The 19,006-nt window shown below is 37.3% G+C and carries 13 protein-coding genes; all 13 read right to left on the bottom strand.

Annotated features, from left to right (window positions below; all coding sequences use genetic code 11):
* Positions 1-47: 47 nt before the first annotated feature.
* Positions 48-563 (bottom strand): hypothetical protein, encoded by a 516-nt coding sequence (locus tag QY321_01335; protein WKZ25058.1) that lies wholly within the window; start codon positions 561-563, stop codon positions 48-50.
* A gap of 83 nt (positions 564-646) precedes the next feature.
* Positions 647-1,177, bottom strand: coding sequence for a cupredoxin domain-containing protein (locus QY321_01330; protein WKZ25057.1), 531 nt, complete (start codon positions 1,175-1,177; stop codon positions 647-649).
* Positions 1,178-1,345: 168 nt separating this feature from the next.
* Positions 1,346-5,290 (bottom strand): DNA-directed RNA polymerase subunit beta', encoded by a 3,945-nt coding sequence (gene rpoC / locus QY321_01325; GenBank protein WKZ25056.1) that lies wholly within the window; start codon positions 5,288-5,290, stop codon positions 1,346-1,348.
* 24 nt (positions 5,291-5,314) lie between these two features.
* On the bottom strand, positions 5,315-8,605 hold the full coding sequence (rpoB, locus tag QY321_01320; protein WKZ25055.1) for a DNA-directed RNA polymerase subunit beta: 3,291 nt from the start codon (positions 8,603-8,605) through the stop codon (positions 5,315-5,317).
* 397 nt (positions 8,606-9,002) lie between these two features.
* Positions 9,003-10,412 (bottom strand): UDP-N-acetylmuramyl-tripeptide synthetase, encoded by a 1,410-nt coding sequence (murE, locus tag QY321_01315; GenBank protein WKZ25054.1) that lies wholly within the window; start codon positions 10,410-10,412, stop codon positions 9,003-9,005.
* Between the two features lie 19 nt (positions 10,413-10,431).
* Positions 10,432-11,424, bottom strand: coding sequence for a peptidoglycan bridge formation glycyltransferase FemA/FemB family protein (locus tag QY321_01310; protein ID WKZ25053.1), 993 nt, complete (start codon positions 11,422-11,424; stop codon positions 10,432-10,434).
* A gap of 1 nt (position 11,425) precedes the next feature.
* Positions 11,426-11,686 (bottom strand): DUF3850 domain-containing protein, encoded by a 261-nt coding sequence (locus QY321_01305; GenBank protein ID WKZ25052.1) that lies wholly within the window; start codon positions 11,684-11,686, stop codon positions 11,426-11,428.
* A 3-nt stretch (positions 11,687-11,689) separates the two neighbouring features.
* A complete protein-coding gene (ruvA, locus tag QY321_01300; GenBank protein ID WKZ25051.1) occupies positions 11,690-12,241 on the bottom strand; it encodes a Holliday junction branch migration protein RuvA in 552 nt (183 codons plus the stop codon).
* A gap of 15 nt (positions 12,242-12,256) precedes the next feature.
* A complete protein-coding gene (locus tag QY321_01295; protein ID WKZ25050.1) occupies positions 12,257-13,207 on the bottom strand; it encodes an NGG1p interacting factor NIF3 in 951 nt (316 codons plus the stop codon).
* A gap of 15 nt (positions 13,208-13,222) precedes the next feature.
* Positions 13,223-14,146, bottom strand: a complete 924-nt coding sequence (locus tag QY321_01290) for a M48 family metallopeptidase (GenBank protein ID WKZ25049.1) — start codon at positions 14,144-14,146, stop codon at positions 13,223-13,225.
* 123 nt (positions 14,147-14,269) lie between these two features.
* Positions 14,270-15,142: a hypothetical protein gene (locus QY321_01285; protein ID WKZ25048.1), complete on the bottom strand. Its 873-nt coding sequence runs from the start codon at positions 15,140-15,142 to the stop codon at positions 14,270-14,272.
* Between the two features lie 64 nt (positions 15,143-15,206).
* Positions 15,207-15,764, bottom strand: coding sequence for a LemA family protein (locus QY321_01280; GenBank protein ID WKZ25047.1), 558 nt, complete (start codon positions 15,762-15,764; stop codon positions 15,207-15,209).
* Between the two features lie 57 nt (positions 15,765-15,821).
* Positions 15,822-18,839 (bottom strand): isoleucine--tRNA ligase, encoded by a 3,018-nt coding sequence (ileS, locus tag QY321_01275; GenBank protein WKZ25046.1) that lies wholly within the window; start codon positions 18,837-18,839, stop codon positions 15,822-15,824.
* Between the last annotated feature and the right edge of the window lie 167 nt (positions 18,840-19,006).

Genomic DNA, 19,006 nt, shown 5'->3' with positions numbered 1-19,006 from the left:
AAAAAAGTAAACAAGAAGAAAAATAATAAAAATTAACCCCATTAAAATCAGATCTTACGACTATCATAGGCCCAATGTAGGATAGCCTGCCTTTGTTTAGGTCGGCAACTATAATCTCCTACTCTACAATTCTTTTTAACGGCCGCAATATGTCTGGTAATAGCCGCCCAACGTTTAATTTGTCTTTGATCCTCAACTTGGAGCCTCCTACCCATGTAGTATCTACAATACCACTGAAACCAACCTCTCGGGTCTTCTTCAAAAATCCAACCCTTCTTCCTCCACTCGGCTAAAGATTGACTCGCGTCAACTTTAAAAAAGTTAAGGTCTATATTTTTTTTATCCGGACTAAGCTTAGCTTCCTTAAACCAATCTAATGGAAACTCAAGACGACAATCGTTAAGATACTTACCTCCAAAAACTCCAAGTTTAAGCATTTGTTTAGGTGTGAGCTCCGGCTTAAAATCCGGATGAAAGTTTTTACCCATCGGCTCAATTAATTCATATTCATAACGAGACTGCATTTTATCGCTCACACGGACAAGACGAATTATTTTTGACATATAAGGTTTTATAAAAGCGGCTTTTAGCCGCTTTTATAATTGGATAAGAATATTTAAATATTCAAAGACTTATTTTTACTTGTTTACTCAACAATTAAAGTACCTTTCATGCCCATCTCGCGATGTTCTCCGACTGAGCAGTAGAATTCAAATTCACCTGCTTTATCAGCTACAAATTCAATTTCCTCGGTACCAGGTCCCATAAATTGAGAAGTAGCGACATTGTATTCATCAATTACAAAGTCATGAAAACCTTGTTCATTGTCAAGAATAATCCTAACTGTGTCTCCCAAATTAACAGATATATCTGAAGGTGAGAAAGCAAAGTCAGTAGCACTAATCATAATAGTTCTGACATTAGCCTCTTCGTCCCCTTCTTCGTCCATCATAACTTCTTCTTCTATCATATTAGAGTCTTGAAGATCTATATTAATAACATCACCATCTTGAGCTGGCATTACTTCAGAATCATTGTCTGCGCGATTCATGAGCATGTAAGCACCCAAGGCCACTACGATAATGATTAAAATAATAGCCATGGCGGAATTACCCTTATTAGCGGCATCCCCTCCTTGGCCCTCCGTAGAGGTTTGATTGTTCATTTCTTCTGACATATTTTTACTTGATTAAATAATAAGTAGTAGCCTAAGCCACTTGTCTAAATTCATTATACATCAAAACAAAAAATTGGGCAATGTTGGCTCAAAAAACCCAAAAATCCGCCAAAATGACGGATTTTCAGATTAATAGAGAAAATAGCTACTTAGCTTTTAATCTTTAAATTATTCTTCTTTTTTCTTAAAACCAGTACCAGCTGGAATAGGTCGTCCGATAATAACGTTTTCTTTAAGTCCCTCAAGTCGATCAACTTTACCCGTAATAGCTGCATCAATCAAAACTTTAGCTGTTTCCTGGAAAGAAGCCGCCGAAAGGAAACTGTTAGTGGTCAAGGAGGCTTTAGTCATACCCATTAACAATTGCTTAATCTTGGCTGGTCTCTTACCTGCTTCTTCTGTGGCTGCGTTAGCGCGTTCCAAAACTGATTTTTCAATAACTTCACCAACCATAAACTCAGTGTCTCCTGGATCAATAATATAAACACGAGAAAACATCTGTCTACAAATAGCCTCAATGTGCTTATCGTTTAAGGGTTGACCTTGTGAAGAATAAACATATTGAATTTCTTTTACAATATATCTTTGTGCCTCAGCAATGCCTCGTAATTCATAAAGCTGCTGAAGATCAAGGCTGCCGTCCGTTAATTGGTCGCCAATAGAAACTCTGTCTCCGTCCTTAACTAAGACATTAAAAGTTCTAGGTACCAAATACTCACGAACCTGTTCAACTTCAGTCTTAATGGTTAAGTATTTTTCTTTTAAAGTAACCTTACCAGGCCTATTGGCTTCAATAACTGCTAAACCGGCTTTAAAGAGAGGATCTCCTTTTTTAACCTTGGCTCCATCCTCAACGAGAACTTCAACTTTTTCTTTCTTAGATTTAACCTTACTCTTTTCTTCTTTATCCTCAGAATTATTTTTGCTTTTCCTAGATGACAAAGAAGCCTCAGCATAAAAATACTTATCAGTTTCTTCCCCTTGGTGAGTAATCGCCACAAGTCTGTTGTGAGCTGAACCTCCTTCAGTACGCTGTTCAGTGATTTTTACTTGTCCTTCAACATCGGCAATATAGGCTTTACGCTTAGGCGAACGAGCTTCAAAGATTTCTTCAACTCTCGGTAGACCCTGAGTAATGTCATCGGCCGAAGCCACACCACCGGTATGGAAAGTTCTCATGGTTAACTGTGTACCAGGCTCTCCAATAGATTGGGCGGCAATAATACCAACTGCCGTACCAAGCTCAACAAGTCTATTATAGGCCAAATCATAACCGTAACAGGTCTGACAAACTCCTCGTAAAAGCTCACACCTGGCGATTGAACGAACTACTGCGCTTTCAATAACTTCATCAACTAAAGCATCAGAGTCATCCTCGGTTACCAAGTGTCCCTTCTTTAAAAGAGTCTTACCTTCGGAATTTTTTAAAGTAGCAGCCAAATAACGACCAGTCAATCTACGAATAAGCGGTCTACCCATTGAATCACTCTCAGCTTTGGTCATTTCAATGCCTTCATCCGTGCCGCAATCTTTTTCACTTATTACAACATCTTGCGCTACATCAACTAAACGACGAGTAAGATAACCGGCATTAGCGGTTCTTAAGGCAGTATCAGACAACCCTTTACGAACACCGTGAGTGGCGATAAAGTATTCTAAAACGTCAAAACCTTTTTTAAAGTTACCTTTAACCGGCAATTCAATAATCTTACCGGACGGAGAAGTTACCAAGCCCTTCATACCTAAAATCTGGGTCAACTGGGCCCAAGAACCTCTAGCACCAGATTCAATCATAGAATAAACAGGGCCCTTTTTATCCAATTCACTCACACAAATAGCAGTAACTTCTTCCTTGGCCTTTGTCCAAACTTCAATGATTTTACTATACCTCTCAGAATCGGTTAAAAGACCCTCTTCATAATAGCCACGAATTTCTTCAGCTGCTTCTTCTGTTTTTTCCACCAAAGCTTCAATTTCTTTAAAGACGGTCAGGTCTTCCATGCCCCAGGATAGTCCACTCTTAGTAACATAGCCAAAAGCCAGACTCTTCATTTCATCAAGCAAGCGAACTGTTCTTTCTTCGCCATGGGCACGTAAACAACTTTTAACCAAGCTTTTTAAAATACCCTTGCCAACAATTTCATTAACAAATTTTAAATCTTCAGGCAAAATATCATTAAAGATTATTCTACCCACCGAAGTCTTAACCAAGCCCTCTTCTCCCATAACCACCTTAATAGAATCTCTTAAACCAATTCTCTTAAGATAATAAGCCTGCTTAGCTTCAGCTGGTGAAGAATAACTTTTAACCTTATCTTCTGGTTGCTCATCAATATCCGTCATATAGAAAGTTCCCCAAGCAATATCTTTATCTGGAGCAACAATCGGATCACCAGTAGCTGGTTTAAGTAAGTTGTGGGAAGCCAACATGGTTTCTCTGGCTTCAGTCTTAGCTTCTTCTGTTAAAGGTACATGCACTGCCATTTGGTCACCATCAAAGTCAGCGTTAAAGGCCGTACAAACCAAAGGATGAATTTGCAAAGCTAAACCTTCAATTAAAACTGGACGAAAAGCTTGAATACCTAAACGGTGTAAAGTTGGAGCACGGTTTAAGAGAATAAAAGCTCCCTTAATAATTTCTTCCAAAATATCCCAGACCACGTCATGACCAGCTTCAATATAACGGGAAGCGCTTCTAACATTATGAACAATTTCTCTTTGAATTAACTTAGAAATAATAAAAGGCTTAAATAACTCAATGGCCATACGCTTAGGTAAACCGCATTGATCTAACTTAAGATGAGGATTAACCACAATAACGCTACGTCCAGAATAATCGATACGCTTACCAAGTAAGTTTTGACGGAAACGTCCCTGCTTACCTTTAAGTGAATCAGCTAAAGACTTAAGTGTTCTCTTTTGTCCGGTAGAAGCTACTACTGTCTTGCCGTGCCTAATAGAGTTATCTATTAAAGCATCGACCGCTTCCTGAAGCATTCTCTTTTCGTTACGACAAATAACTTCCGGCGCACTCAAACTCATTAACTGTTTTAAGCGATTATTACGGTTAATAATACGGCGGTATAAATCGTTTAAATCGGAAGTGGCAAAACGTCCTCCATCCAGGGCCACCATGGGACGTAAATCCGGAGGAATAACTGGTACTACCGCCATGACCATCCAAGCCGGGTCAATATCATTGGCTTTTAAACTCTTAAACAATTTAAGACGCTTAATCATTTTATCCTTACGAGATTCCACTACTTCACCCAAATTACTCTCAATATTTTTAATTTCTTTAGCTAAATCAATTCTTTGTAAAAGCTTACGAACAGCTTCAGCACCAATACCCGCCGTAAAAATATGACCGTATTTCAAGCTAAGATTTTGATAAATATTTTCCGAGATGATAGTTAAGGGCTTAATATCCTTAAGCTCTTTTTGTGCCTGAGTAAAAGCTTCTTCAAGACCTGCTAGTTTTTCATCTCTGATTTTTTCCAAAGCTCCAATTTCTTTTTCAACCACCTCGGTAATCTCCAGTTGAGTTTTCCCTTCCTTGTTTAAAGCCTCTTTGCGAGAAGATTTTAGTTTACTAACCTGATCGTTATGCTCAGCTTCCATGGTTCTTTTCTTGGCTTTATATTCTTGTTTAATTTGTTCAATTGTAGCTTGTCTAAGTTCTTCATTAACGTCAGTAATGATAAAGCTGGCAAAATAAACCACCTTTTCCAAAGCCTGGACAGATAAATCAAGAGCTAAACCGATTTTAGAGGAAACACCACGCAAGAACCAAATATGAGTAACCGGAGTTTCTAATTTAATATGTCCCATACGCTCACGACGCACCAAACTTCTGGTAACTTCCACGCCACATTTATCACAAACAATACCTTTGTAACGTATTTTCTTGTATTTACCACAGTAACATTCCCAGTCTTTAGAGGGACCAAAAATTTTCTCACAAAACAAACCGTCTTTTTCCGGCTTTTGGGTTCTGTAGTTAATGGTTTCCGGACGGATTACTTCTCCGTAAGACCAATTGGAAATTGTCTCCGGCGAAGCCAGTTTAAGCTTAATGGCTTCAAATTCGCTGGTTTTTATTGGATTAATCATATGGGCAAATTTAGATGATATTAATTAAGCTTCAACCGTTCCCTCGGTGTTCTCTTCATTTCTGTAGTTTCTCGGTGATCCGACTTCATCACCGCTTTTTTCCAAATTTATAGGTTTATCATTATCGTCCAAAAGTTCAACATCAAGTCCAAGACCCTTTAATTCTCTAACTAAAACATTAAATGATTCAGGTACATTTAATTTATGAATAGCTTCACCTTTAATAATTGATTCATAAGCCTTAGAACGACCAGCTACGTCATCGGATTTAATAGTTAAAATTTCTTGCAAGGTATGAGCTGCACCATAGGCTTCCAGAGCCCAAACTTCCATTTCTCCGAAACGTTGTCCTCCAAACTGAGCTTTACCACCCAAAGGTTGCTGAGTAATCAAAGAGTAAGGACCAATAGAGCGTTGGTGAATCTTATCTTCTACCATGTGGTTAAGTTTAAGCATATACTTATAACCAACGGTAGTTTTGTTATCAAATCTCTCACCTGTCTTACCATCAATTAGGGATAATTTACCATCAGTCGGTAAACCGGCTTTAGTTAATTCAGCTCTAATCTGGTCTTCATTAATACCGTTTAAAGGCGGGGTGGCAACTTTGTAATTTAACTTTTTAGCAGCCAAACCAAGGTGAGTTTCCAAAAGCTGTCCCATGTTCATACGGGAAACAACCCCCAAAGGAGACAACATAATATCAATCGGGGTACCATCATCAAGATAAGGCATGTCTTCTGCTGGTACAATTTTTGAAATAACACCTTTGTTACCATGACGACCAGCCATTTTATCACCAGCTCTAATTTTACGTAGGTTAGCAACAGTTACCTGAATGGATTGAATAACTCCAGCTGATAATTTATCACCCTGTTCACGAGAGAAAATCTTAACATCAACCACCTTACCATGTTCACCATGCTCAAGATAAAGAGAAGAGTCTCTGACATCTTTGGCTTTATCTCCAAAAATTGCTCTTAATAATTTTTCTTCAGCCGATAACTCGGTTTCTCCTTTAGGAGTAATCTTACCAACCAAAATATCACCGGAAGAAACTTCTGCTCCGATGCGAATAATTCCTCTTTCGTCCAAATTTTTTAATTTTTCTTCTGAGATATTCGGGATATCATTAGTAATCATTTCTGGACCAAGCTTGGTGTCACGAACATCAATAGTGTAGTGTTCAATGTGCACTGAAGAATAAAGATCTTCTTTAACCAATCTCTCTGAAATAATAACAGCGTCTTCGTAGTTATAACCTTCCCAAGTCATAAAGGCGACTAAAACATTATTACCCAAAGCCAATTCTCCGTTATCAATAGCCGAAGCATCGGTCATAACTTGTCCTTTTTTAACTTTCTGGCCTCGTTCAACAATCGGTCTTTGATTAATACAAGTAGAAGCGTTAGATCGTAAAAATTTACTTAAAAGATAAACTCTGTCTTTGCCTGTTTTATCTCGAACTATAATTTGTGCACCATCAACTTTAGTAACCTCACCTTCCTCTTCAGCTAAAATAACATGACCTGAGTCAACCGCTGCCCTGGCTTCTACGCCTGTACCAACAATCGGTGACTTAGCGGCAATTAAAGGTACAGCCTGTCTTTGCATGTTAGTACCCATTAAAGCACGAATTCCGTCATCATGTTCAAGAAAGGGAATCAGTGAAGTAGCTACGGAAACAATCTGATTAGCAGCTACACCAACTAAATCAACATTCTCCACACTTTCTACTGAAGGCTCTCCGTACTTTCTTACTTCAACTTTATCAACCAAAAAATAACCATCGCTATCCATTGGCACAGTAAAAGCAGCAGAAATATATTTTTCTTCTTCAAAAGCGTCAAGATAAATAATTTCATCAGTCACCTTAGGCTTACCATTAGAATCTTTAACAACTTTTCTGTATGGAGCTTCAATAAAACCATAGCTGTTTAAGCGAGCATAGCTGGCAAAGTGTCCAACTAAACCAATATTTGGACCTTCAGGTGTAGCGATCGGACAAATACGACTATAGTGGGTGGCGTGTACGTCACGAACCTCAAAACCAGCTCTTTCACGAGTTAAACCACCAGGACCCATAGCTGACAAACGTCTTTTATGCTCAAGTTCAGCCAAGGGGTTGGTCTGGTCCATGAACTGAGAAAGCTGAGAGGACATAAAGAACTCTTTAACTACACTCATAACCGGCCTGGCGTTAACCAATTTATTGGGATTTAAAGAATCTAAATCAAGGATACTCATTTTATCCCTAATAATTCTTTCCATTCTTGATAAACCAACACGAGTCTTATTTTGAATCAATTCGCCAATCGCACGGACACGACGATTACCTAAATGGTCTATATCATCTTCTTTTTCTTGGGTAATATTTAAACGAATAATTTCTTTGATAATAGCTACCAAATCTTCTCTTCTTAAAATTCTGGTACTCTTGTTATTTGGTATATCAAAACCAAAGCGCTTGTTTAGCTTATAACGACCAACACGATCAAAATCATAACGATCAAAACGGAAGAACATGGAATGGATCAACTGTCTAGCGTTATCAGCTGTGGCCATATCACCCGGACGAATACGCTTATAAACTTCAATAAGTCCCTCAGCTTCGTCATTAGCGATGTCTTTAGCTAAAGTAGAATCAACATAACTTACTTCACCCTGATCAACTTCATCAAACAAAGCTTTAATTTCGTCATTACTGCCAAAACCAAAAGCTCTAAGTAAGGAAGTAACGGCAACTTTTCTTTTGCGATCTATTCTAGCCCAAATAACACCGGCTGAGTCGGTTTCCAATTCAATCCAAGCACCACGGTTAGGAATAATTTTTGCCCCATAGTATTTTCTGCCCCTAATCATCTCGGCTGTAAAGATAACACCAGCACTTCTGATTAACTGAGAAACAATAGCTCTTTCAATACCATTAATGATAAAGGTGCCGTTTTGAGTCATAACCGGGAAATCTCCCAAGAAAACCTCTTGAGTAATTTTTTTACCGGTTTTTTTATTCTCCAAAGTTGTTTCAACTCGCAAAGAAGCTTCGTAAGTAATATTTTTAGCCTTACTTTCCGCTTCATTAAACTTTGGCTCATCAAACTGATACTTGCCGAAATGCAACTCCAATTCTCGCCCAATAAAATCGGTAATTGGAGAAATTTCATCAAAAAGATCGGCTAAACCTTCTTTAAGAAACCAGGCATAAGAATCTTTCTGGACTTCAATTAAGTCAGGCATCGGAATTACCGGCTCCCGCTCGGTAAAAAAGAGTCTCTTATCGGCGACAACCTGAACATTGGTCTTACTTTTTGACATAAGCGCAAAATTAAAAGTTTTTTAAATATGAATATGAAAAAATTCTCAATTGACAATTGAGATTAATTTATGGGGAAATATTAAATTTTTTGAAGGGTTTGGGACACGTGTCTTTAAATAAATAATTAAAAACCCGAAAAAACAAAAAACGGTCCGAAGATAAGTGGATCAAGGTTGACCAATAACTATTTTGACCGTCAATAAAAACACAACTTAAAATATTAAAAATAGGTCGTAAACGACTTCTTTTAGACTAACAATTATTTTAAACTATGTCAACAAACATTTGAGGTAATTATAGAAATTGTCAATACCTAGTTATTTTATTTAATATTAGCCTTTTTATCAAAAAAACAGTTTTTTAATATTAAAAATATATAAAAGTTATCCACAGTAACTATTTAAGAATCTTCCTAAGTTCTTCTCTTGAGACTTCTCGATCGTCCCATGGTTCTTTTAAGCCTCCTTTGCGACAAATAGCCTGTTCGCTACCCTTACCTGTAATTAAGACAACATCTTCAATACCAGCCAAGGAAAAAGCTTTAGTAATAGCTTGGCGACGATCTAAAATCGTAAACAGATCTTTATTTGGTACTTTACCCGCCTTTTCTGCCCCAGCAGCCACTTGAGCGATAATGGATAAGGGTTCTTCATCATAAGGATCTTCATCGGTGACTATGACAATATCCGCCAACCTGCCAGCCAAATCACCTAAAACAGAGCGTCTGGCGACGTCCCTACCTCCGCCAGCGGAGCCAAGTAAATGGATAATTCTTCGGTGGGGCATAGCCTTAACGGTTTCATATAATTTTTCCACTGCTCCAGGTTCAAAAGCATAATCAACCAAGACCGTAAAATCTTGACCCTCCTCTATGTTCTCCAAACGACCGGGTACTCCACTTACTAAAGAAAGTCCGGCAACTATCTTTTCCTGACTAATACCATGAGCTAAACAAACACTAACAGCCGCTAGGGCATTGGTTAGATTAAAATCGCCTGTTAAGTTAACCGGGAAATCAAAATCACCAATTCTTAAAAAGGTTTTCTCGTCTTTAATAAGCTTCTCTGCTTCAATTTTTTCAATTGTCTTGTCACTAAAAATTTTATTTTCCTCATCTCTCTTTTCCTCTCGCCCGTAAATAATTTTTCTTTCTGCCCAAAAATCCAAAAAGTATTGAGCATGAGAGTCATCACCATTAGCAATGATGGTTTTCTTGACTCTGTTTAAATTAAGTTTTTGTAAATTAGAAGAAGTACGCTTAACAAAATATTCATCATCTTGATACTTAGTTTTACAATCTTTTAAATGAGCAAAAAGCATACCCTTAGCCTCTTTGTAATTTTCAAAACTGCCGTGCGCTTCAATATGCTCGGGATAAAGACAGGTAAAAAGCAAAGTATCATAGTTAATAAACCTGTGACGATACTGAATAATACCTTCTGAAGAAGTTTCTATAACCGCAAAACGACAACCGTTTTTAACCATGGTTCTTAAAAGCTTATGAGTAAACAACCTACCCACCATAGTCATCTTCTTATTATTCAACCATTCTTTTTCACCGTCGCCAAACATAGCGGTTGAAGTATACCCTGTTTTATAACCAGCTGCCTGTAACAGTTTGGCTATTAAATAAACCGTAGTCGTTTTACCGGTCGTACCGGTTACTCCAATAACAATTAATTTATGACTAGGCCAACGGTATAAAACATTACCAATAACACCCAAAAAGAAATGATACAAAGGCCAAAGAAGACCAAAAAGCTTCTTGGGAATAAATCTCTTAATTTTTTGTAGAAAAATATCCATAGTTAGAAATCTTTAATTCTTATTTAAAAAGTCGGGTCATTAGTCTTTGCGCCCCGCGCCCTAAAGTATAACCGCTATAAGATAAAGTATCAAGAGGAATATCATATGTACCAGGATAGACAACTTCTTCTCCACCAAAACCCTTTTTAAAGCGAGTTACGCCCGGCCATTTGTGCTCATCAATACCATACCAGTCATAATAGAGATAAGACTGAGTTTTAGCCCAGAGCATAATATTCCAGTGCAAGAAGTAAGGCGCCATTAAGTCTCTATGCTCAGAAGAAGAAGCACCATGTAGGTATGTTATAATTGAACCAAACCCGGCAAATAATCCAGCAGCCAGTATTTCACCACTAGCATTACGAACAGTCGCCAAAAATGCCGTACCTGATTTAAGCATAGCTATATAATAATCCTTATCATGAGCACCAAATCCATCTCGTTCGGCAGTTTCTTTCATAAGAGCTAAAAAATCATCATAATGTTTATCATTAGCCGTAAAAAGCAAATCTTTTTTCAAAGACAGGCGAATATTATAACGCGTCTTTTGATGCATACCAGTTAGTAAATCGGCCTCAGGTAGTGCAAGGTTTGAGTGAAAACTTAGGGCAGGTTGTGTATCAGCAATTTTGTAAACGCTCACAAAAGAATCACGTGAAAAATTATTAGGCCAGGTAGCGTTTGGTTCAAAACGAATAAAGGTAACTGAGTGAGCTTTACATACTTTTTTTAGTTCAATTAAAAAATCAGGCCACAACACACTTTTTTTAACTAATGGCCCGCGCGGAATATAAAAATAAGAGAAACCAAAAGGGGCTTTGATGATATAACCAAAGAACCAACCCGTCTCAGTATCTTTACGCCAAGAAAATAGCTGTACCTTCCTGCCAAGAAACTGCTGAAACAGTAACCACCGAGATGACTGCAAAAGCTCGCCAGGAGAAAAAGACGCCGTAGAGGCGTCGAACTTAACTAAGTTATCTTTAGAAATATCTTCCTCTTGTATGGTCATATTATTCAAGTGAGATTATTTGGAGACCGAATTCTTCGATTTCCTCTTTGTTCCAGAAAGGAGCTTCTTTAGTTCGTAAAATATAGGTTATATGTTTTTCAAGCTGACGACCCGTATATTGAGCAGTAATAGGATCCCATTCCTTTAATACCAAAGTATCTCCTACCTGGCAATTAAAATCAGCTAAACGACAATCAAACTTTTTTATTCCACTCACTAATGCTTCAAACTGCTCGGGCCATGTTTTCTTTTCAATTATCATATATTATATATTTTTCAAAGCTAGCTTAATTCTCTCCCCTGTATCGGTGATTGAAGAATCAACCTGGCGGAGAGCATCCCTTGCCTGAGCAGATGAATAGCCCAGACTAACCAGCGCCTCAATCTCTTCATTTAAGCCGGTTTGTTCTGAGGAAATATTATCAAGCTTGCCGCGCAACTCAAGAATAATTCTTTGTGCACTCTTGCCACCAATACCAGATACATTGGTAAAGACAGTTTCATTACCTGAAGCAATGGCTTTTAATAATTCCTCTACCGGCGCCACACCAATAATTCCCAAGGCTGATTTTGGTCCAATACCGGAAACAGATAAAAGTTTTTCAAAGAATTTCAGTTCAGCCGGATCCCTAAAGCCGTATAAATCATTAGCGTCTTCCCTAACCACCTGATAAAGATACAACTCCAGACTCTCCCCAACTGAAACCTTATCTTTAAGTCCGGTGACAATAAAAACCTTATAACCCAAGTTATGAACTTCAATTATAATATAATCTTCTCCCTTAATAAGAATTTTGCCGTTAAGATAGGCCAACATAAAAATTATTTAAAATTATTTTCTCTTAACCCTAATTAATCCAGAAATCGGCACCACCTTAATACCCCGCTTTTCTAATTGATCTAAAAACAAATTCATGCCAATTGAGTCCGAAGACATATGTCCAGCAATCACCACATTAAGATGGTATTTTTCCGCCTCTTTACGGTGTTCTTCAGCCATATGCATCCCAACAATCGTACCAATACCAGCCTGAGCCATTTTTTCGTAAATATCTTTTGAGCCGTTAGTGCCTCCAGTAAATTCAGTGACTACAATTTTACCCAAACTGGAATCTTCGTGACCCGTAAAAAGTCGCGGACCTGCTCCCCTCTTAATTGCTTCTTTATACTCAGGTACTGTTTTAAGTAATTTTAACAAATCACCAACTGTTTCCAACTTAGACTTGTTCTTTGCTAAAAGCTTAATAATAAAAGAAGCGGCTAAATTATCCTGAATAGTGTGACAACACATAAAATCAAGTCCTAAAAGTTGCGCCATATCAACCGAACGATAATGATTAATTGGAGAAACACCCCGACTTACCTCAGAAATACGCGGCTTAATAACCGCTTCCGCTACATTAATAGGCACACCGTATTGTGATAACACTTCAGCCTGTAAAGACATAACATCGTGTAAGTCAGCTAAGGCTCTACCTTCTGGATGATGAGCAATTACCAAATCAATATCACCAAGCTGTTTAGCTAATAATAATTCCGCTCCACCAATATCAATACCAGCCATGACCTTTTTAATGGTTTTGCGGTTTTGATCAACCAAAATACGAAAGTCAGAATAAGGATTAGTCAACTTTATCTGATCAAAAGATTCTTTTTGCCCTGGACTTAAACGCGAATATTTTTCTTTAACCCTCTCCATAATCTTTTTAACACGAGCTTCCCCGCGCAAATCGTTTTTAATACCCAGCTCAATAGCCAAAGCCTGAATTTGTTTTAAAGTCATAAAAATTTTAGAAAATTAAATGTTCTGTCCTCTTAGGGCGGCAATTCTTTCTTCCACCGGAGGATGAGTCATTAAAGCCTTGGCAAAAAATCCAGGTTTTTTTGCACCCCTTCGATCGTTTTTAAAGGGAGAAGAAATATATAAATGAGCCGTAGCTTTACTGGCATTATCCATGGGCTTTGGATCACCAGCGATTTTTTCAAGGGCTCTCGCTAAACCCTCAGGGTAACGAGTAAGCATAGCAGCATCGGCGTCAGCTAGAAACTCTCTTTTGCGAGAAATGGCAAATTGTAACATGTAGGCAAAAAGCGGGGCTAAAATAGCCAAGACAATAGCTGCAATGGTAATAATTAACTGCGCCTGACCAGATTCTTTTCCACTGCTACGACTACTGCGACCACCAAAAATACTCCAACGCATAAACCAGTCAGCCAGTAAAACTATAATACCAACCATAACTGTAGCAATAGTAGCGATTAAAATATCTCTATTACCAATATGAGAAAGTTCATGAGCGATAACTCCTTCAAGTTCGCTTTTATCTAATTTATCAAGTAAACCGGTGGTCATGGCAATGGCCGCATGCTCCGGGTCTCGACCAGTGGCAAAAGCATTAGGTGAAGCATCATGAATAATATATATTTTAGGAATAGGTAAACCGGCAGTAATACAAAGATTCTCAACTAAACGATACAGCTCTCTATTATTCTCAAAGGTTACTGGTTTAGCATTACTCATGGATAAAACAATCTTGTCACTCCACCAGTAACTAACAAAACTGGAGACTAGACTAAAAGCAACAGCAAAATATAGAATAACCGGAGTCTCCATGGCTTGGCTAAAAACAAAACCAACCAACATAACCACCACGAAAAACACCGACATTAAAAGCCAGGTTTTCCGCTTATTGGAATCTATGTGAGTGTAGAGTGAAGGCATAATTAGTTTAATATTTTCTTAAGTAATTTAAATTTCATTATTGAATTTTATATGACACCAATCCAAATTATATATTTTTTATAAGAATTGAACTCACTGGCGTATTGCAAATGCATGGTAATGTCATAACTCAGTTCTAGATATTTTCTTGGAAATAGCATTTCTAAGTAAAGTTAATATATCTTGATTCTCCAGAGCAAGACGAATTGAGTCTGAGTAACTTTGCAGACAGTGGCCATGAATAAGGCTATCTAGTCCATCTAGTTTTAACTTTAAATCTTTCGAAAAAGGTCTTAAATTATTAAGAGCAAATGCCCATGCCTTCCTTTCGTCTTCTAAGGCCAGGCTGGCACTCTCTGTATCCACCGGAGCAAGGGGATCATTTATAAAATTACGAGCTGGATAACTTATTTTATTTCTTAAAATATACTCTTGCCTGTCATAAGTTTGAGAATCCTGATAGTGACCGATCTCATGTAATATATGAGCCAATCCCATAGGAGTCAAGGGATCCATCTTTATACAAATTTTTAAATTTTCTATATCAATATTAGAAAACGCTCCCAACTGTTCATGAAAATTAAAATAAATTTTTCCTCTTTGATTTTCATCAGCAAATACTTCACTTGTGTCTAAACATTCTTTTCCATTATCTAGCACTAATTTTTTAATGATTCTAATATCAGTTAACATTTTTAAATACGGCTTAAATTCCTCACTTGACTCAAAATCTTCAAGAGGCACTGATTGATCAAATCCCAACAGACTATCTTCTGTGCCTATTATATCTTCAAGGGGAGGTTGATCATAATCTAAAATAATTTTTGTATCTCCGATTTTGAATTCAAACCTCCCTCTCTCTAAGGTATAACTATGCTCCCCAAACTCTTCATAATCAGAAATTTGAGTATTTTCTACATTAACCTTATCGAGGAGGTTATTTCTTGGGGGTTCGAGCTTTTTGCTCAGATACTCATCTCTAAAGTTTTCTTTCATAAAAAATTTTATTCACCTTAAAACCTTAATCAAAAATTCAATAGTTAGACCCTGGGTAATAGGACTAAAACTCCACCTTCACATTCTCCTTCTCGGCTTCAGCAGCTTCAAAGAAGATTCTTTTGGTGAAACCAAGCATACCGGCAATCATATTGGTTGGGAAAACTTCCAACTTGGTATTAAAGTCTCTAACATTAGTGTTGTAAAAACGACGACTGGCCTGTATTTTATTCTCAGTGTCAGACAACTCTCTTTGCAATTCAAGAAAATTCGTATTGGCCTTTAAGTCAGGGTAAGCTTCAGCTAAAGCAAAAATTGACTTAAGTGTTGAGGATAACATATTCTCTGCCTGATCCAATTTAGCAGGATCACCACCGGCCTGAGCTTCCATAGCGGCAGTTCTAGCTCTAACCACGCGATCAAAAGTTTCTTTCTCGTGAGCAGCATAACCCTTAACTGTTTCCACTAAGTTAGGGATAAGGTCATGACGACGCTTAAGTTGTACGTCAATATCAGCCCAAGCTTCATCAACACGATTCTTAAGCCTAATTAAACCGTTATATAGCCCGATAAGGATCAGGGCTAAAAGGACAATAATGCCCAAAATAATCCATGTAGTCATATATTTAATTTTAATTATTAATTATATTATTAAATTAATTAAATAAAAGGAATTTTATTATATTTTCTCTAAAATAACCCAAACGAAAAGCTCATCGCTTAATTTAAGCTTTTCTCCAGCTTGGGCTTCTTCTGACATTTTAAAAGCCTCAGCTAAAGTATCTTTAGCGATTTCCGCTTGATATTCCTTAATAATTGATTGTAGCACAGAATCACCAGAAAACCAAGTGACAACAATTTTATCCTTAATGGTTAATCCCAACTTCTTTCTTTCTGTATTAAGTAGACGCACCAGCTCTCTTTTTAGCCCTTCTTTTTGCAGTTCTTCATTAATTACAGTATCTAGGATAAATTCATTATCCCCCTCTACAAAAATAACTTCTTTAACGTTTAATTCATCTTTAATTAAGTTAATTAAATCTCCGCTTTGCGGATCATTTTGATCCAAAGAAGGCTTTGCCTCTTTGACTGTTAAAGATTTAAGGGGTTGTCTGATCTTAATCTTAGCTTCATCTCTTTTAGCCAATCCTCCCTCAACAATCTTTTTTACCCCAGACATATCCTCAAGAATCTTTTGAGAGAAAATAATCTCCTCAGGCCATTTTTCAAGATGTACGCTTTTAGCTTTGTCTTGGAAATTAAAACCAATAACTTTTTGCCAAACCGCTTCCGCCGCAAAAGGGGCAAAAGGCGCTAATAACTTACTTAATTCCAAAAGAGCGTATTTAGTAACAGATAATACTCTTTTTTTGTCTTCTTGATCCTCTCCCTTAAAACGTTCTCGCGAGCGACGAAGATACCAAGTGGAAAAATCGTCTATTAAAGAAGTTAAAGAACGAACCGCCCGTGGTAAATGATAGTTTTCCATAGCTTCGGTAATATTGTTTCTGGTTTCTCCTAGTCTAGCTAAAAGCCAAAGATCCAAAACATTTTCTGAAGAAGAGTTAGCTTCCGTATTTTCTTCGGCATACATTTCATAAAAAGAATAAATATTCCAAAGAAGCATAATGTTTTTCCGTAAAGCCTCACCCACACCTTTTTCAAAAAAGATAAGATTCTCGGCTAGAACTACTGGCGAAGCTAGTAGATAAAGACGCAGGGCATCAGCTCCGTATTGATTCATTAAAATTATTGGATCAGGGTAATTTTGCAGTCTCTTACTCATTTTCTTTCCATCTTCAGCTAAAACCGTACCATTAACGATAACGTTCTTAAAGGCCGCCTTGTTAAACAAGCCAGTGGCAATAACATGTAGGTAATAAAACCAAGTTCTGGTTTGATCTATACCTTCGGCAATAAATTCAGCCGGAAAATTATTATCAAAACTCTCCTTATCAGCAAAAGGATAATGCGCATAAGCATAAGGCATGGAACCTGAATCAAACCAAGTATCTAAGACATCAGGTACTCTTTTCATTAATTTACCGCTTGGTGAAAGAAACGTTATTTTATCCACCTCATGCTTATGAAGATCAGTAACTTTTTGTCCGGAAGCTTCTTCTAGCTCCTTAACAGAACCAAAGACCATGGTCTCGCTTTTATCTTCACTACGCCAAATAGGCATAACCGAGGCCCAGAATCTTTGTCGGGAAACAGACCAGTCTCTAGCCCCTTCAAGCCAGTTACCAAAACGTCCTTCTTTAATATAGTCCGGAGACCAATTAATTGTTTGCGCCGCCGATAAAGCTTGCTCCTTAATTTTACTAACCGCCACAAACCAAGAAGTGGTAGCGTAATTAATTAAAGGAGTATCACAACGCCAACAATGCGGATAACTGTGCTCATATTTTACTTTACTAAACAATACACCCTGTTTAGCTAAATATTTAATAACTTCAATATCAGTCTCAGATACATTATCAATAGGCTTAACATGTAAGCCAGCCAGTTCTTTAATTTCTTCTTTAATTACTCCGTCCATGCCAACGTGTTGAACAAAGGGTAAACTAAATTCCTTACTTAAATTAAGATCATCCTCACCAAACCCCGGAGCAATATGAACAATACCGGTACCTTCCTCATTGTTTACAAAGTCCGCGGCGTAAACTTTCCAGCCGTTATCTTTATTAGCTAAGTCATCACGTAAAGCGTAATCAGCAAAAAGAGGTTTGTATTTTTTACCAACCAAAACCGAACCTTTAAATTCCTCTATAACAGAAAAAAACTCAACAGCTGATCCGTCTTCATTTTTATCATCAGCATAAGTTAAATTAAAAGCTGACTTAAAACTATCTTGATTATCTTTTAGTAACAAAGAATTATAGATGTCTTTAGCTATAATATAATAATCATATTCAATAACACCTGATTCTTCCTTTTTCTTTAAATTTAAAACTTTTACTTTAAGATAATCCAAATCAGTTTTAACAGCCAGAGCCACATTGCCAGGCAAGGTCCAGGGTGTGGTAGTCCAAGCTAAGAGATGGGTTTTTTCTTCATCTACTAATTCAAATTTAACCACCACCGATAAATCCTTTACATCTTTATAATTCTCGCTTACCTCAGCCTGAGCTAAAGTTGTTTCACAACGAGGACAAACATGCATGGAGCGATAACCCTCATAGATAAGATCTTTATCCCAAAGTTGTTTAAAGACCCACCAAACAGATTCCATATAATCAAGATCCATGGTTTTATAATCATTCTCCATGTCTACCCAACGACCGATCTGTCTAACGGCTTTTTTCCATTCATCTACATAACTTAAAACCTTAGAGCGACAAAGCTCATTGAATTTTCCCACTCCCATTTCTTCAATCTGTCTCTTATTAACAATACCCAATTCTTTTTCCACAATGTTCTCAATCGGTAAACCATGGCAATCCCAACCCCAACGACGTTCAACACTATACCCACGCATGGTCCAAAAACGAGGAACAACGTCTTTTATAACCGTAGAAACAATATGTCCGTAATGCGGAGTACCGGTAGCAAAAGGTGGACCATCATAAAAGGTGTATTCACCCAAAGGAGCTGCTTTTTCAACTGAAGCCTTAAAAGTTTCAGCTTCTTCCCAAAAAAGCCGAACTCTTTCTTCGGACTCCAAAAAAGGCTGTTTAACTGTTTGTTCTGACATTTTGATAATCATTAAAAATAAACAAAGTATTTTAATTGTATGGCATAAAGGGTAAGAATGTCAAAAAAAATAAACTTTTTTTAAAAAAATTTGTTTAATATTAGATAAAAAATATTTTTAACCATTGTTTGCTAACATTGACTAAAGTTAAAAAATATAATAAAATA

The organism is Patescibacteria group bacterium, assembly GCA_030583705.1.
Classification (GTDB): domain Bacteria; phylum Patescibacteriota; class Patescibacteriia; order Patescibacteriales; family Patescibacteriaceae; genus Patescibacterium.
This window is presented reverse-complemented; position numbering and strand designations above follow the sequence as displayed.

What these genes read in the sequence shown, in the direction of transcription:
- QY321_01310 (WKZ25053.1), bottom strand. Translation starts at nt 11,424, where the DNA reads ATGACCATACAAGAGGAAGATATTTCTAAAGATAACTTAGTTAAGTTC.
- QY321_01330 (WKZ25057.1), bottom strand. Translation starts at nt 1,177, where the DNA reads ATGTCAGAAGAAATGAACAATCAAACCTCTACGGAGGGCCAAGGAGGG.
- rpoC (WKZ25056.1), bottom strand. Translation starts at nt 5,290, where the DNA reads ATGATTAATCCAATAAAAACCAGCGAATTTGAAGCCATTAAGCTTAAA.
- QY321_01305 (WKZ25052.1), bottom strand. Translation starts at nt 11,686, where the DNA reads ATGATAATTGAAAAGAAAACATGGCCCGAGCAGTTTGAAGCATTAGTG.
- QY321_01290 (WKZ25049.1), bottom strand. Translation starts at nt 14,146, where the DNA reads ATGCCTTCACTCTACACTCACATAGATTCCAATAAGCGGAAAACCTGG.
- rpoB (WKZ25055.1), bottom strand. Translation starts at nt 8,605, where the DNA reads ATGTCAAAAAGTAAGACCAATGTTCAGGTTGTCGCCGATAAGAGACTC.
- QY321_01285 (WKZ25048.1), bottom strand. Translation starts at nt 15,142, where the DNA reads ATGAAAGAAAACTTTAGAGATGAGTATCTGAGCAAAAAGCTCGAACCC.
- ruvA (WKZ25051.1), bottom strand. Translation starts at nt 12,241, where the DNA reads ATGTTGGCCTATCTTAACGGCAAAATTCTTATTAAGGGAGAAGATTAT.
- ileS (WKZ25046.1), bottom strand. Translation starts at nt 18,839, where the DNA reads ATGTCAGAACAAACAGTTAAACAGCCTTTTTTGGAGTCCGAAGAAAGA.
- QY321_01295 (WKZ25050.1), bottom strand. Translation starts at nt 13,207, where the DNA reads ATGACTTTAAAACAAATTCAGGCTTTGGCTATTGAGCTGGGTATTAAA.
- QY321_01280 (WKZ25047.1), bottom strand. Translation starts at nt 15,764, where the DNA reads ATGACTACATGGATTATTTTGGGCATTATTGTCCTTTTAGCCCTGATC.
- murE (WKZ25054.1), bottom strand. Translation starts at nt 10,412, where the DNA reads ATGGATATTTTTCTACAAAAAATTAAGAGATTTATTCCCAAGAAGCTT.
- QY321_01335 (WKZ25058.1), bottom strand. Translation starts at nt 563, where the DNA reads ATGTCAAAAATAATTCGTCTTGTCCGTGTGAGCGATAAAATGCAGTCT.